Source organism: Myxococcus sp. MISCRS1 (genome assembly GCF_026626605.1).
GTDB lineage: Bacteria > Myxococcota > Myxococcia > Myxococcales > Myxococcaceae > Myxococcus > Myxococcus fulvus.
Genome location: NZ_JAPNKB010000001.1, coordinates 6,588,778 through 6,603,907, shown reverse-complemented (window position 1 = coordinate 6,603,907; position 15,130 = coordinate 6,588,778). Strand labels below are relative to the sequence as shown.

Sequence of the window (15,130 nt, the reverse complement as noted above, 5' to 3'; positions counted from 1 at the left end):
GCCGCCCCAGCCCCCCCAAACGCGCGTGACCGCCGACGCCCCAGCCCCCGCAACCGCTCGTTCACCACGCGTCGCGTCACCCCACCGGACAACCACCTTTTGAGTCCGCGCGACGCCCCTGGCTACGCTCGGCGGCCCGAGGACGCCATGACCACCGCCGCCCCCATCCCTTCCGCGCCCGAGCCTGTCGCGCCCGTGACGCCCACCGTCGCGCCCGAGCCGTCCCTTCCTCCGTGGAGCCTGGCGAAGCGGCTCGGCTTCCGCTTCGTCTGCGCCTACGTCCTCCTCTACGCCTTCCCCTTCCCGGTGTACGTCGTCCCCGTCATCGGCGAGCCCATCTCCGAGGCCATCTCCGACTTCTGGAACCTCGTGGTCCCCTGGGTCACCCGCAACGTGGCCGGCTACCAGGGCGAGCTCTCTCTCGCGCAGACGGGCAGCGGCGACAAGGCCATCGACTATGCCCAGACCGCCGTCTTCCTCGCGCTCGCCCTCGTCGCGACCGGCGTGTGGTCCCTCGTCGACCGGCGACGTCCGCGCTACGAGAAGGCCCACGCCCTGCTGCACCTCTACGTGCGCTACCTGCTGGCCGTCCCCATGCTGGGCTACGGCTTCTCCAAGGTCTTCAAGTCGCAGTTCCCCATGGCGTCCGTCGAGCGGCTCACCCAGTCCCTCGGCGACTTCTCCCCCATGGGCCTGTTGTGGACCTTCATGGGCCACTCCCCCGGCTACAACCTCTTCACCGGAGGCGCCGAGGTGCTGGGCGGCCTGCTGCTGCTCGCCCGTCGCACCACCACGCTCGGAGCGCTGGTGGTCATCGGCGTCATGTCCAACGTCGTCGCGCTGAACTTCTTCTACGACGTCCCCGTCAAGCTCTACTCCACCCAGCTCCTGCTCTTCGCCGTCTTCCTCACGCTGCCGGACCTGCGCCGGCTCGCCAACGTCTTCGTCCTCAACCGCGCCACCCAGCCCGCGTCCCTCGAGCTCCCCTTCACCCTCTCCCCGCGCGTCCTCTGGGCCTCCCGAGCCGTGAAGGTCCTCTTCATCGGCTGGCTGCTCCACAACAACATCACCAGGGGCCACGAGCGCTACACCCAGTGGGGTGACGGCGCGCCCCCGCCGCCCTTCGGAGGCCTCTACAAGGTCGAGTCCTTCACCCGGGACGGCCAGGAGCTCCCGCCCCTGCTGACGGACCCGCATCGCTGGCGCGCCGTGTCCGTCGGCCGCAATGTGGTGGCCGCCCGGCTGATGAATGACGTGCGCCGCTACTTCCCCGTGAAGGAGGGCGAGGCCGGCAAGTCCATCCTCCTCATGTCGGGACGGGGCGACGACGCCAAGCCCGTGGCCACCCTCCAGCGCGAGACGCCGGATGCGGAGCACTTCGTGCTCGAGGGCGAGGTCGACGGCGCGAAGGTCCACGTTCGACTGAATCAGGTGGACATCTCGAACTTCGAGCTGCGCGGACGCGGCTTCCACTGGGTGCAGGAGAAGCCCTACAACCGCTGACGCCCAGCGCCTACCGCTCCGCCGCGCACACGCTCGCCACCGCGGCGGGCGTCTGGGGCAGGGGCTCCACGAAGCGCCCCTCGCCGAAGCCCAGCGCCCAGAAGCGCGGGCGCACCTCCTCGCGCGCGAGCAGCCGCAGCAGCAGGAACTTCGCCTCGTCCTGCCCGTCGAAGGCCATGGGGAAGGTGTTGTGGTGCATGGCCACCGACGTCGAGGAGCCGAGCACCTTGTGCGCATCCAGCGCCTCGCGCGGCCCCATGTGCACCGTGTGGAGCACGCGCGGCCGGTAGGCCCCAATCGGCAACACCGACAGCCGCATGGGCCCGAAGCGCGCGGCCATCATCGCGAAGTGCGGACCGAAGCCCGTGTCCCCCGCGAAGAACGCCGGCCCGCCCGTGGTCGACACCACGTACCCGGCCCACAGCGTCTCCGCCTGGTCCGTGAGCCCCCGGTTCGAGCGGTGCTGCGCGGGCACCGCCGTCACCGACACCTCGGGCGTCACCCGCGTGGCCTGCCACCAGTCCAGCTCCTCCACGTGACGAAACCCCTCGTCATCCAGGAGCGCCTTGTTGCCCAGTCCAACGATGAAGCGCGGCTGGTGCGCCGCCTCCAGCCTGCGCAGCGTGGGCAGGTCCATGTGGTCGTAGTGGTTGTGGCTCACCACCACCACGTCGATGGGCGGCAGGTCCTCGAAGCGGATGCCCGGCGGGTGCACCCGCTTGGGCCCCACCCACGGCACCGGGCTGGGCCGCTCCGAGTAGATGGGGTCCGTCAGCACATTCACCCCGTCCGCCTGGATGAGCACGGTGGCGTGGTTGATGAGCGTGACCTTGAGCTTGCCCGGGCCCACGCGCTCGGGCGGGGGCCTGCCGGGGGGAAGGTCCTCGTACTCGCGCCACGCGCCGCGAGGCTCCTTCAGCGCCGCGCCAATCAGCTCGGACGCCGACAGCATCGGCGCGTCACCGATGTTCTGGAACTTCTCCCCGTCGAAGTGCGCCATCGGCGGCCCCCGGTGGCTGGGGCCCGCGAAGAGGCAGCCGCCCACGAGCGGCGCGCACGCGAGCAGGCCCCACAGGGCGGTCGATGCGGAAAACCAACGGGCCAGGGACGCCTGGGGCATGGGGGCGACGCTCCATCGAAGCCAACGGCCACGCCCTCCGGTCAGGGCGAGGGCGGGTCTCCATCGTAATGGCGGGCACGCGGCCGCGCAGGACTCTTCAGGAGGACGTGGCCACCCGAGGACGCTTCGCGGCGGACGCCATCTGGGGCTTGTGCTCACGCAGCCAGTCCACCGTGTCGCGCAGCGTCTGCTCCAGCGGGCGGAAGCGCACCCCCAGCTCCCGCTTCGCCTTGGACGAGTCCACCCGCAGCTTCGCGTGCATCACGCGCACCCCCTCCACCGTCAGCGCCGTCTCGCCCCCCGTCAGCCGGGCCCACGTCTGCCCCAGCGCGCCCAACAGCAGCGCCAGCGCGTGGGGCAGCACCCTGCGCGGCGCGGGGATGCCCGACACCGCCTCAATCGTCCGCGTCAGCGTGCCCAGGTCCACGAACTCGCCGCCCACCAGGTAGCGCTCCCCCGAGCGTCCCTTCTGGGCCGCCACCACGGTGGCCTCGGCCACGTCGCGCGCGTCCACCAGGCACGAGCCCCCCTCGAGCAGGGCCGGCATCTTCCCCGCGGCCAGGTCCAGGATGAGCTGCCCCGCGGCGGTGGGCCCCGCGTCCCCGGGACCGAACATCCACCCCGGCAGGATGTAGACCACGTCCATGCCCGTGCGCGCGCTGAAGGCGTTGAGCTCCCGCTCCGACTCCACCTTGCTCTTGAAGTAGAGGTTGCCGGCGAGCAGCGCCGCGGGCGGCGTCGACTCGTCCCCGGGCGAGCCGTCCGCCTTGGCGCCCACCGTGCCCGAGGAGCTGATGTCCACGAAGCGCTTCACCCCGCGCTGCTGGGCCTCCTCCGCCAGCGCCACCGTGGCCGTCACGTTGATGGCATACAGCTTCGGCCAGTGGTCTCCCGCCGCGTAGTATTCGCGGAAGTACGCCGCCGTGTGGATGACCACGTCACAACCCTCCAGCGCGGCCGCGAAGCCCTTCACGTCCAACATGTCCCCTTCCACCACCTCCACGCCGGACAGCCCACCGAGCACCTGGCGCGCCTTCGCCGGCGAGCGCGCCAGCGCCCGCACCGTGTGCCCCCCCGCCACCAACGCCCGCACCACGTTGTTGCCCAACAGCCCCGTGCTGCCCGTGACGAATGCGCGCATCCAGCGGCTCCCCGTTAATGTGAACAATGTTCAAATAAAGGCCGGTCTAAACACTGTCAAGATGAACGGGTGGGCAAGGAGGCTGGGGCAATGACGACCCGGGCGAAGAAGGCGGCGGCGCCCAAGCGGCGCACGTACCACCACGGGGATTTGCGGCAGGCGCTGGTGGACGCGACGTTGAAGCTCATCGCGACGGAGGACGTGGGCGCGGTGTCGCTGCGGGAGGTGGCGCGGCGCGCGGGCGTCACGGCGGCGGCGCCGTATCACCACTTCCGGGACAAGGACGCGCTGCTGGCGGCGGTGGCGGAGGAGGGGTATCGGGCGCTCAACGCGCGGATGGACGAGGCGATGACGAAGGCCCGGGCGCCGCGCATCGACGGCCAGCTCAAGGCGCTCGCGCGGTGCTACGTGCGCTTCGCGGTGGAGCACCCGGCGCACTACCGGGTGATGTTCCGGCAGGAGTGGAGCGACGTGGAGAAGTACGCGGGCATCCACACCGAAGGCATGCGCGCCTACGCGCGGCTGCAGGAGCTGGCGCAGGAGGTCCGCGCGGCCTCGGGGGGCAAGGTGGAGATGGACATCCTGGCCTTCACCATCTGGTCCTGGGTGCACGGGCTCGCGTCGCTGTGGAACGAGGGGCCGCTGCGCAAGAAGAGCCAGAGTGACTCCATCGAGCCGCTGCTGGAGCGCTCGTCGGAGATGTTCGTCGGATGGGTGGTGGGCAAGGGGCCGTGAGGCTCGGCTCACCCGACGACGGAGTGGAGGATGCGCTCGAAGAGCCACGGGCTGTGGCCGAGCATCCGGACGATGGGGCGTCGCAGCCAGGGACGGCGCGCCAGCATCAGGAGTGAGCGCGTGGCCCAGGCGTACTTGCGGAACACCTGCTGGAAGCGCGCCTCGTAGGGCTGGAGCACGTCGCGCGTCGCTCCTCTCGCGAGCGCGTCCGGAAGGAGCGCGCCCAGCGACTCCGCGCAGGAGAAGGCGAGGGAGAGGCCTTCTCCGGTGAGCGCGTCCACGTAGCCCGCGGCGTCGCCCACCAGGGCGAAGCGGTCCGCCACGCGCACGCGGGCCACGCGCGCCAGCGGACCCGCGCCTCGCACCTGCGAGTCCGGTGTCGCGGCGGACAGTCTCGCCTCGAGCTTCGGGAAGCGGGAGAGCAGCGTCTCGAAGCCCACGCGCCCCTCCACGCCTCCGTCCTCCCAGAGGAAGGCGAGCCCCACGCGCCGGGCGCCCGCGGGCGTGACGTAGGCCTCCACGCCGTTCGCGAAGTGCACCTCGACGTAGGGGGTCCAGGGTTCGAGCTGGAAGTGGCGGCGCAGGCCGAAGCGCCGAGGCCCCTCCGCGTCCAGTTCGAGTCCCTCCGCGCGCCGCAGGGGTGAGGCGAGCCCGTCCGCGGCCACCAGCATCCGCGCCTGGACCTCTCCGTCGACCAGCTCCAGCGTCACGCCGTCGCCGACGCGGCGATGCGACACCACGTGGGTGCGCTCACGGAGCTCGGCGCCCGCTTCGCGCGCGCGGGTGACGAGCGCCTCGGCGAGCGCCACCCGACGCACGCCGAGCCCTCCTGGCGCGGGGAGGAGCCCCTCCGCCGTGCTGCCATCCTCCTGCACGTAGCGGATGCCCACGAACGGCGCGCTCTGCGAGCGGTCCAGGTGCGTGAGCGCGCCCAGCCGCTCCAGGGCCGCGAGCCCCGCGGGCATGAGCCCCTCGCCGCAGGCCTTGTCGGCCGGGAAGGAGGCGCGCTCCAGGACCACGGTGTTCAGTCCCCGCGTCGCGGCGTGGATGGCCACGGCGAGCCCGGCCGGGCCTCCTCCCACCACCGCGACGTCATACCGACTCATGGCGCGGACTCCGCCAGAGACCTCGCCTCCGCGCAATGGCGCCACATCCGGGAGCCGCGCGGTGCTCGGCCCCGCGTGGCGCTCGGCCTCTCGCCACCTGTCGCGCAGGGGACGTCTCCCGCCAGGACCCGCGCGGCGCGGCATCTCACGAACGAAGCTCCTTGCCCACCCTCTCCGGAGTTTCGACGACTCACGTGTCGTGCTCCGCCCGCGCCATGGCGAGCGCGCCGCGCGCCATCTCCGCCGCCATGCCCACCTTCGGCGACGGCGGTTCTCTGGAGTGTCGACGACTCACGTGTCGTGCTCCGCCCGCGCCATGGCGAGCGCGCTGCGCGCCATCTCCACCGCCATGCCCACCTTCGGCGACGGCGGTTCTCCGGAGTGTCGACGGCTCACGTGTCGTGCTCCGCCCGCGCCATGGCGAGTGCGCTGCGCGCCATCTCCACCGCCATGCCCACCATGCCCACCTTCTTCGGCGGCGACAGCTCTCCGGAGAGGTGCCGACGCAGCGCCTCCATCCGACGCAGCTTCCCGCTCGACGTGCGCGGCAGCGTCCCCGGCTCCAGCAACTTCACCGTGTGCGGACGCACGCCCGTGGCCTCCACCACCGCCGCGCGGATGCGCTCCTCCACCACCTCGTCGGCGTCCGTCCCACCCCGCTCCGCGAGGATGAGCAGCGCCTCGTCCTGTCCACCCTCGGGCGTGAAGCCGAGCGCCACCGCGCACCCCGTGCGCACGCCCTCCACCGACTGGAGCGGCTCCTCGAAGGACTGCGGCGCGTGGTTCGCCCCGCGGATGATGACCACGTCCTTCGCGCGCCCCGTCAGGTACAGCTCCCCCTCCGCGATGAAGCCCAGGTCTCCCGTGTCCAGCCACCCGTCCAGCGTCAGCGCGCGCCGCGTGGACAGCGCATCCCCGAAGTAGCTGCTCATCAGCGACGGCCCACGCGTGAAGACCTTCCCCACGCGCTTGTCCGGCAACACCCCGCCCTGCTCGTCGCGAACCTCCACCTCGAAGCCCGCCACCGGCGAGCCCACGCTCACCAGCCTCCGCGCCCCCTCCTCCACCCGGCCCTCGCTCGCGAGCAGCCCCGGGTCCACGCCCAGCGAGCGGGGACCCCGGCCCTCCGGAGGGAACGTCACTGCCAGCGACGCCTCGGACAGCCCGTACACCGGGCGCAGCGCGCGCGCGGAGAAGCCCCACCGCTCGAAGCGCTCCACGAAGCGCTGCAGCGTCTCCGCGGACACCGGCTCCGCGCCGTTGAGCGCGTGCTTCCACGACGACAGGTCCACGTCCTCCAGCTCCGCGTCCTTCACCCGCTTCAAACACAGGCCATACGCGAAGTTCGGCGCCGGCGAGATGAAGCCCCGGTGCCTGGACACCGCGCGAAGCCACAGCGCGGGGCGCGCCAGGAAGGCCTCGGGCGGAATCAGCACCAGGTTCCCCGGATAGTGCAGCGCCGAGAGCAGACAGCCGATGAGCCCCATGTCGTGGTACAGCGGCAGCCAGCTCACGCCCACCCGGGGACTGTCGGGCGGCACCGGCATCGCCACCTCCAGCGCCCTCAGCTGCGCCAGCAGCGCCCCGTGCGTCAGCGCCACCGGCTTGGGGTCCACCGTGGAGCCGGAGGAGAACTGGACGAGGCCCAGCGCGTTGGCGCCCACCTCCACCTCGCGCCCCTCGTCGTCGCGCGAGACGTCCTCCACCGTGTGGCAGCCCAGGCGGGGACGGGACTTCTCCACGCTCGGGCCCAACAGCAGCCGCACCCGCGAGTCCGTCAGCACCAGGCACGCCTCCGTCACCTGGAGCATCCGCGCCGTCGTCCGGTGGTACTCCTCCAGTCGCCCCAGCCGCACCGGCGGATACAGGGGCACCGGCACCGCGCCCGCGAGCAACGCGCCGAAGTAGGCATCCATGAAGGCCGGCGAGGTGGGCAAGAGCAGCGCCACCCGCTCCCCCTCGCGCACGCCCAGGCGCGACAGCCCCGCCGCCGTGCGCCGCGCGCGTCGGTACACCTCCGCCCAGGACAGCGAGGTCTCCTTCTCGGCCGCGTCCACGAACGTCAGCCGGAAGTCCGTTTCGGCCGTCGACGCGAGCATCGCGTTCACCGTGGGGAACCGCACCGCGGGCAGCGTGGGTCCCCTCACGAACGGACCTCCGTCGCCACGCGCGCGGTGGACAGCACGCGCCGCTCCACCAGCTTCGTCAGGTCCCCCACCGTGCGTACCCCCTGCGCGTCCTCCTCCGACAAGCGGATGCGGAAGCGGTTCTCCAACCCCACCGCCAGCACCGTCAGCCCCAGGCTGTCGAGCTGCAGGTCCTTGAGGAGGTCGAGCCCGGGCTCCACCTCGCCCTTCCACTCCAGCTCCTCGGCGGCGATGCGACGAATCTCCGCCAGGACCTCCAGTTCGAGCTCAGCCACGGGGCACCTCCGGAAGGAAACGGGGACGATGGGAGAACGCCTTCGCGTACACGTCCCCCAGGGCCGCCTCCTCCGCGCGGATGCGCACGAAGAGCAACCCCAGGTTCCCCACCGAGAAGCACACGGCCGTCCACCACGCGCCATGGATGAGCGGCACACACGCCAGCTCCAGCACCACCGCGACGTAGTTGGGGTGGCGCAGGAAGCGGTACGGCCCCCCCTCCACGGGGGGCAGGCCCGGCACGACGATGATGCGCGAGTTCCACCGCGAGCCCAGCGTGGAGATGGCCCAGTAGCGAAGCCCCTGCGCCACGAGCGCGCCGCCGAGCGCCGCCCAGCCCAGCACGCCCGGGAAGGACCGGTGCAGGAGGAACACCTCCGCCACGCACGCGACGAGGAACAGCGTGTGGAACACCACCATGAAGCGGTAGTGACGCTGCCCCGTCTCCACCCCACCCCGCGCGAAGGCCCACGCCGCGTTGCGCTTGGAGAGCACCAGCTCCACGAGCCGCTCCAGCACGAGCGCGCCCATGTACCCCAAGAACACCCCTTGCGTGAGCGTCACCATCGCAAGAGCACCATCTCCGCGCAGAAGCCCGGCCCCATCGCCATCATCAGGCCCCAGTCCCCCGGCTTCGCGTCCGCCTTCTCCAGCGTCTCACCCAGCACGAAGAGCACCGACGAGGAGGACAGGTTGCCCACCTCGCGCAGCGACGCCCACGAGCGCGTGAGCGCCTCCTGCGGCAGCTCCAGGGCCTGCTCGAAGGACTCGAGCACCTTGGGCCCGCCGGTATGCGCCACCCAGTGACGGATGTCATCGCGCTTCAAGCCGTGGCTCGCGAGGAAGGCGTCCACGTTGCCGCGGATGTGGTCCTTGACCAGGTGGGGCACCTTCGCGGACAGCACGACCTTGAAGCCCGAGTCCACCACGTCCCAGCCCATGGTGCGCTCGGTGTCCGGGTAGAAGACGGAGCGCGAGGCCACCACGCGGGGACCTCGGGCGCCGGGGGCCTGGGCACCCCGGAGCACCGCGCACGCGGCGCCGTCGCCGAAGAGGCCGGAGGCGATGATGTTGGGGATGGACAGGTCCTCGCGCTGCAGCGTCAGCGAGCACAGCTCCGCGGACACCAGCAGGGCGGTGTGCGTGGGGAAGGCGCGCAGGTAGTCGGCGGCGCGTGCCATGCCGGCCGCGCCCGCGACGCAGCCGAGCCCGAAGATGGGCGTGCGCTTGAAGTCCTCGCGGAAGCGCAGCCGGTTGGCGAGCCGCGCCTCGACGCTGGGGGTGGAGATGCCCGTCACGGTGACGAAGAAGACGTGGTCCACGTCCGTGGGCGTCAGCTCCGCCTGCTCGAGTGTCTTGCGCACCACCGACTCGCTGAGGGCGGTGGCCTCGCGAATCCAGGCGTCGTTGCGTTGCTGGAAGGTGACGAGCTCGCGGTACGCGTCGATGGGGAGCGCCAGGTAGCGGCCTCCGACCTGGACGGCGCGGTGCAGGTCCTCCAGGCGCTCCAGGTTGAAGTGGCGCGTGGCCCACAGCTCGCGGAAGGCGGCGATGAGCTGTTCCTGCGAGGCGTAGTGAGGAGGAAGTGCTCTTCCCACGGAGCGGATGAAGGGCGAGCTGCTGTCCTGGCCGGTTGCGCTGTGCATGAAGGTCTCGGGTCCGTGCGGCGCTCAGGGGTACGCTTAGTCGGAAACGCGTGGAGGACGCGACACCTGTCCCCCCGACTGAACGAGTCCCGACGCCGCGGCGCCTTTCAGTGTCACACGGTAGACGGCGGGCTCGCGCGCGTGAAGGCACCGGGCTGCCCGTGTCTCGCGGAGGACAGCGGACCGCGTGCGCCGGGACGACCTTCGACACGCCTTGGGCACACCTTCCTGCGTGAGGGCGGGACACGCTAGCGTGCGGCGCGATGAGATTCGCAACCGTCGTCCTGGGCGCCGTGCTGTCGGGGCTCTGCGCGTGCAGTCACTCCCGGCTGGGTCCCACTCTGCCCGCGAGCCACGGCCATCTGTCCCGGACCATGGCCCAGTACCTGGATCCGAAGACGGAAGGCCTGGAGGTCCAGGCCGCGCTGGGGGTTCCCTCGCACAGCGTCGAGACGAGCGTCGTGGTGGAGCCCGCCGAGGCACCGGCCATCTTCGCCGAGGCCATGCAGGTGCTTTCGGGCAAGCCCACGGAGGAGCATGTGCGGCAGGCCTCCGCGGACCTGTCCGCTGCGTGCGACGCGGCGCTGACACAAGCGTGTGACTACCTGCGCACGAACTTCCAGCCGCCCAGGCGAATCGCGGGTGAGCCGCCAGGGTTCCCCGAGGAGGCGATGCGGGAGCGGGCCATGGCGGTGGTCATTGTCACCTTCCAGCTGGGCGTGGACGGCCTCCCCCGCCATGTGCAGGTGCTGGAGTCGGCGCCGTATGGGCTCACTGAGGCGATGCTGACGTCGGTGAAGGGGATGCGGTTCCAGCCCGCGATGCTGGCGGGGCATCCCATCGAGATTCCGTATCAACTCCAGATGAACACGCGGTTCCCCGGGGCGAGCTCACGCCCCAGGAGGAGCTGGAATGGGGGCGCACGCGGGCGGCGCACTTCCCGACCAGCCCGGCGGCCTGGGCACATGTGGCGCGCGCCTACGCACGCGACCTGCCCGAGGACCCTCAATACGAGCGCGCCTTGAGGAAGCTCACCATCCTGTCCCCCCATTACTGGTGGGCCGCGACGGAGCTCGCGTGGCTGCATGCGCGCGCGGGGCGTTACGACGAGGCCGCGCCGCTGGCACGCGTGGGTCGGAAGATGGCGTCCCACAATCCCTATGCACTGGAGACGAGCGCCCTGGTCGCCTTCCACCAGGGCCGCTGCCAGCAGGCCGTCCAGGAGCAGCAGCAGGCCGTCGCGAAGCTGCCCGCCAAGTGGCCTCGCGAGGAGCAGGAGCGCTTCCAGCGCGTGCTCACCGACTACCAGCGCCAGTGCGAGACCGCACCCACGCCCGCGAGCCACTGACGCGGCCGCCCATCGCATTCGAGAGGCGCCCCACGAGGAGGCGCCTCACCGCCGCTACGACCGCCGTCGCCGTCCCAACCCCACGAACACCAGCGCCGCCCACCCCAGCGCACCGGGCGCGGCCGCGCAGCCACTGTCGTCATCGTCGGGAGTCTGGGGCACCTCGGGCTCGGGCTCCGGTGTCACCTCGACACACGGCGCGCCGGACGTCTCACCCGTGAGGCACAGCGTGCCGTAGCGGCCCGTGCCCTCGTGGCGACCGTCCACCACCGCGATGATGACCCGGCTCGCATCCAACGCCGTCACGTTCGCGGTCAGCGGCCCCGGCCCATCCACGCGCGTCACCCGCAGGACCGCGGTGTCCGTCACCGCCGCCACCAGCAGGTGCTGCTGCGACGAGTTCGCGACGTCCCGAGGCACATACCGAGCCCACACCCGCTCCGAGCCACCCGGCACCTCGAAGTAGCGCGCCGACGCGGTCGTCAGCCGGACGCCCTCCTCCTGATAGGGCAGCGTCTTGGCCATGGGCTTGAGCCCGACATACCCCCCGCCCCGCGCGTAGCCCTGTGACGCATTCGCCCGCGCGCCCGTGGACAGGTTCCACGTCGAGAACTCCGTGAACGCGGCGTCGAAGCTCAAGCTCCAGTCGCGGCTCAGGAGGCGGTCCACCAACACCGGCCAGCGCGCCTCCGGCGACGTGACGCTCTCCTCCCACAAGCGCAGGATGGCCGCGTCACCCACGCGCTCGCCCAGGTACTGGAAGAACAGGCTCGCGCCATAGCTGAAGGACACCGCCGGCCCCGTGGGGTCCTGCACCAGACTGGAGTCCGTGCGCGACAGGTACGACGCGGAGAAGTGCTCCAGGTCCTCCAGCGACGCGTCGAACCGCTCGCTCGCCCACACCGCCGTGCCCTCCGTCACCACGCCGCCCATGCCCGTCCTGTACGCGGACTGCACCGCATGGAAGAACTCGTGGCTGGCGAGGATGTCCACCGCCGTCTCGTACGAGGGGTAGTCGTACCCCGCGAAGTCGTTCTCCTGGAGCATGTGCCCCACGCACCGCAGGCCCGACTCCGTCTCGCAGTCGTCCAGCCGGAACGCCCCGTCCGCGACGCCGGCGAAGTCCACCAGGTACACGTCGAACAGGCCGTCCCCGCCGTTGTCCGCCACCGCCGCGTCGCTGCCCGGCAACACGAAGCCCAGGCTCACGTAGAAGTCCGCGACGCGCTCATACGCGCGCCCGACGACCTCGACGGCGTCGGGCACGCCACTGCCATCGGCGTCCCCCGCCGGCACCGCGTTGAGCCCGACGCGGGAGAAGTGGATGCGGAAGCGCCCCTTCGGGGACACCACCGACTCCACCTGCTCACCCGCGCCGAAGCTCGGCGGCACCGCCAGGGGCGAGGTGGGGCGCGCTCCCGCCTGCTGCCCCTGTCGCCCCGCGGTCAACGTCTCCGGACGCTCGTGCGGCGCCCGCGTCGACTCCACGGGGCCACATCCCAGGGCAAGCAGCAGAAGCCACGCCCCGAGCCTCACGGCAGGAACGCCCACTTGATGCGGATGGAACCCGAGCCGCTCGGCGTCGGCGCCGCGCCCGTCTCGTTGCACGTCTGCTGCGCGGCGGGCTCGTAGTAGCCCATCACCTCCAGCTTCACGTGACGACCATCCGCCAGGCGCACCGCGAACACCTGCCCCGTCATCTGCACGCAGCGCACCGGGTACTCCCAGAACGCGCCCAGCGCCGTCTTCGGACCGTTCAGGCCCGAGTCATCCGGGATGAGCGTGCAGGTGCCCGAGGAGTCGTCCCACCACTTCTCCGTCTCGAACGTCCAGGACGAGTCCACCGCCGCCACCTGCGCGAACGTGGTGCCCTCGGCGACCTTCGCCACCGACACGCACGACGGACCCGACGTGCCGCTGTTGACGCGCATCGTGTAGCGACGCACCGCGATGTCCCAGTCCTGCGACACCAGCGCCTGGTGGTCGTGAATCTGGACCTGCTCGGCGCCCGTCGCCGTGAACCGCAGGTACGTATAGGACATCGTCGGGTTGAGACCGCCCGCGGTGGAGTCCACGAACGTCAGGAACTCGCCCGACGTCGTCCCCTCCTCACGCACCACGCCCGTGTTCACCACCGTGCGCAGCGACAACGTGTCGATGGTCTGCTCGGCGCAGTTCACCGTCGTCGGGCCACACACCTGCGGCCCCGCGTCCGGCGTCCCTGAATCCGGCGTGCCCGAGTCCGGCGTGCCCGCGTCGTCCTGCTGGCCCGCGTCCGGCGTGGGGTTGGGCGTGGGGTCCTTGTCGTCATCTCCGCAGCTCGCCAGCAACGCCAACGACATGACCACGGCGACCAGGACCCACAGGCCCTGCTGTCCGGCGCGCCTCGGCAACGCCTGCTCGGTATGACTCATCTTCGTATCCCTCTTCCCTGAACGGACTGCGTGACGTGCCCACCGGAGCGGGGGCCCCGGCCTTCCTCGTCGAGGGCCCCCCCTTCACGCACGCGTACACCGCACGCCCCGAGGGCTCCACCTCACTCGACAGGGCGGCACCCTACTTGATAACGATTCTCATATTCAATATTGGATTTTAAACCCCGGAAACCCGGATGAAGACAGGACAAGCCCCGCGAAGGCCTCGGGAGGCCTCCTGGGAGGACGGGGAGCGGAGGCGGCGGGGGCTACTCGAAGCGGTAGCCCTTGGGCACCACGACAATGCCGCTCTCGGTGACGGTGAAGCCCCGGGCGCGGTCGGCATCCAGGTCGTAGCCCACCTTCGCGTTGGGCGGCACGCGCACGCCCTTGTCGATGATGGCGTTCTTCACCTGGGCATGCCGGCCGATGTCGACCTCGTCGAAGATGACGGAGCGCTGCACGCTGGCGTAGCTGTTCACGCGCGCGCGGCGGAAGAGGATGCTCTCGCGCACCACGCCGCCGGAGATGATGCAGCCGCCGGCCACCATGGAGTTGAGCGCGCGGCCCACGCGGTCACCGGATTCGTGGACGAACTTGGCGGGCGGGCTGTACTCGCTGGCGGTGCGCAGCGGCCACTCGGCGTTGAAGATGTCGAACTCCGGGTTCACCGACACCAGGTCCATGGACGCCTCGTGGTACGCGTCCAGCGTGCCCACGTCGCGCCAGTAGGTGTTGGGCCCCGTCTGGCCGGGGATGGGGTTCCTGGCGAAGTCGTACGCGTGGATGTGATAGCCGTCCTTGAGCGCGCGCGGCAGCACGTCCTTGCCGAAGTCGTGCTGCGAGCCCTCCGACTTCGCGTCGATCTCCAGCAGCTCCGCGAGCACCTTGCTGCGGAAGATGTAGTTGCCCATGCTGGCGAGCGCGGTGTCGGGCCGGCCGGGGATGGGCTTGGGGTTCTTGGGCTTCTCCTGGAACTCCGTCACGCGGCCGCGCTCGTCCACCTGCATGACGCCGAAGCGGTGCGCGTCGGCGAGCGGCGTGGGGTACGCGGCGATGGTGATGTCGGCGCGCTGGGCCTCGTGCTGCTCCAGCATGTGCGCCACGTTCATCTTGTAGATGTGGTCGCCGGAGAAGATGGCCAGGTGCTCGGGGCGGTGGTTCTCCACCAGGTGCATGTTCTGGTAGATGGCGTCCGCGGTGCCCCGGTACCAGACGGGCCCCAGCTCCTCGTACAGGTACATCTGCGCGGGGACCAGGGTGATGAAGTAGTCCGACAACAACACCGAGCCGAAGCGCCAGCCGCGCTGGATGTGCTCCGTCAACGACTGCGCCTTGAACTGCGTCAGGACGTAGATGGAGTAGATGCCGGAGTTGATGAAGTTGTTGAGCGCGAAGTCGATGATGCGGAACTTCGAGCCGAAGGGCACCGCCGGCTTCGAGCGTCGCAGCGTCAGCGGCGCCAGCCGGGTTCCCTGGCCTCCGGCCAGCACCATGCCCAGGATTCGCGTGCCCATGTCGAGGTGTTGCCTCCCTGGCGCCGTAGTATAGGGGGCCCAGGGAGGTTGTCCGTTTTCGCGGCGCGCGGGCTCGGGATGTCCGCGTGCGTCAACGGGGCCGGACTCCCGCCTGGAGCGACGCCTGGAGGGCCGTCCATCGACGGACACTCGGTCCAAGGCGGATGGCTCACTGTC

The 15,130-nt window shown here is 70.9% G+C and carries 14 protein-coding genes; 4 read left to right on the top strand and 10 right to left on the bottom strand.

The features are described from left to right. Positions 1-147: 147 nt before the first annotated feature. Complete coding sequence (locus OWM54_RS26320) at positions 148-1,503, top strand: hypothetical protein (RefSeq protein WP_267699280.1); 1,356 nt, start codon at positions 148-150, stop codon at positions 1,501-1,503. A 10-nt stretch (positions 1,504-1,513) separates the two neighbouring features. Here the strand turns inward: OWM54_RS26320 and OWM54_RS26315 are convergent, their stop codons facing one another. Together OWM54_RS26315 and OWM54_RS26310 are read right to left on the bottom strand one after the other, a co-directional pair. Then, a complete protein-coding gene (locus OWM54_RS26315) occupies positions 1,514-2,623 on the bottom strand; it encodes an MBL fold metallo-hydrolase (RefSeq protein WP_267699279.1) in 1,110 nt (369 codons plus the stop codon). 97 nt (positions 2,624-2,720) lie between these two features. Continuing rightward, positions 2,721-3,764, bottom strand: coding sequence for an SDR family oxidoreductase (locus tag OWM54_RS26310; RefSeq protein WP_267699278.1), 1,044 nt, complete (start codon positions 3,762-3,764; stop codon positions 2,721-2,723). Between the two features lie 90 nt (positions 3,765-3,854). Here OWM54_RS26310 and OWM54_RS26305 point away from each other — a divergent pair, with 90 nt between their 5' ends. Beyond that, positions 3,855-4,499 (top strand): TetR/AcrR family transcriptional regulator, encoded by a 645-nt coding sequence (locus tag OWM54_RS26305; RefSeq protein ID WP_267699277.1) that lies wholly within the window; start codon positions 3,855-3,857, stop codon positions 4,497-4,499. An 8-nt stretch (positions 4,500-4,507) separates the two neighbouring features. Here the strand turns inward: OWM54_RS26305 and OWM54_RS26300 are convergent, their stop codons facing one another. From OWM54_RS26300 to OWM54_RS26280, 5 genes are all read right to left on the bottom strand, one after another. Further along, entirely contained in the window at positions 4,508-5,605 is a 1,098-nt protein-coding gene (locus tag OWM54_RS26300; protein WP_267699276.1) for an NAD(P)/FAD-dependent oxidoreductase, read from the bottom strand. A 392-nt stretch (positions 5,606-5,997) separates the two neighbouring features. Then, positions 5,998-7,704, bottom strand: coding sequence for a fatty acyl-AMP ligase (locus OWM54_RS26295; RefSeq protein ID WP_420715384.1), 1,707 nt, complete (start codon positions 7,702-7,704; stop codon positions 5,998-6,000). 44 nt (positions 7,705-7,748) lie between these two features. Continuing rightward, positions 7,749-8,027, bottom strand: a complete 279-nt coding sequence (locus OWM54_RS26290; RefSeq protein ID WP_141332129.1) for a phosphopantetheine-binding protein — start codon at positions 8,025-8,027, stop codon at positions 7,749-7,751. Next, a complete protein-coding gene (locus OWM54_RS26285) occupies positions 8,020-8,595 on the bottom strand; it encodes an isoprenylcysteine carboxyl methyltransferase family protein (RefSeq protein ID WP_223750748.1) in 576 nt (191 codons plus the stop codon). The genes OWM54_RS26290 and OWM54_RS26285 overlap by 8 nt, the downstream gene beginning before the upstream one ends. Continuing rightward, positions 8,589-9,674: a type III polyketide synthase gene (locus OWM54_RS26280; protein ID WP_223750747.1), complete on the bottom strand. Its 1,086-nt coding sequence runs from the start codon at positions 9,672-9,674 to the stop codon at positions 8,589-8,591. The genes OWM54_RS26285 and OWM54_RS26280 overlap by 7 nt, the downstream gene beginning before the upstream one ends. Before the next feature lie 263 nt (positions 9,675-9,937). Between OWM54_RS26280 and OWM54_RS26275 the strand changes: the two genes are divergently transcribed. Further along, the gene (locus OWM54_RS26275) at positions 9,938-10,699 is read left to right on the top strand and encodes a TonB family protein (protein ID WP_267699274.1); all 762 of its coding nucleotides are present in this window, start codon (positions 9,938-9,940) and stop codon (positions 10,697-10,699) included. Beyond that, on the top strand, positions 10,696-11,022 hold the full coding sequence (locus tag OWM54_RS26270; RefSeq protein WP_267699273.1) for a tetratricopeptide repeat protein: 327 nt from the start codon (positions 10,696-10,698) through the stop codon (positions 11,020-11,022). Before OWM54_RS26275 ends, OWM54_RS26270 begins: the two co-directional genes overlap by 4 nt. Positions 11,023-11,076: 54 nt before the next feature. Here OWM54_RS26270 and OWM54_RS26265 read toward each other — a convergent pair whose 3' ends face one another. From OWM54_RS26265 to glgC, 3 genes are all read right to left on the bottom strand, one after another. Next, a complete protein-coding gene (locus OWM54_RS26265) occupies positions 11,077-12,510 on the bottom strand; it encodes an MXAN_6640 family putative metalloprotease (protein WP_267699272.1) in 1,434 nt (477 codons plus the stop codon). A 44-nt stretch (positions 12,511-12,554) separates the two neighbouring features. Then, on the bottom strand, positions 12,555-13,436 hold the full coding sequence (locus OWM54_RS26260) for an HmuY family protein (protein WP_223750744.1): 882 nt from the start codon (positions 13,434-13,436) through the stop codon (positions 12,555-12,557). Between the two features lie 269 nt (positions 13,437-13,705). After that, positions 13,706-14,953 carry a glucose-1-phosphate adenylyltransferase gene (glgC, locus tag OWM54_RS26255; protein ID WP_223750743.1) on the bottom strand — a complete coding sequence of 416 codons (1,248 nt, stop codon included), beginning with the start codon at positions 14,951-14,953 and terminating at the stop codon, positions 13,706-13,708. Positions 14,954-15,130 lie beyond the last annotated feature (177 nt).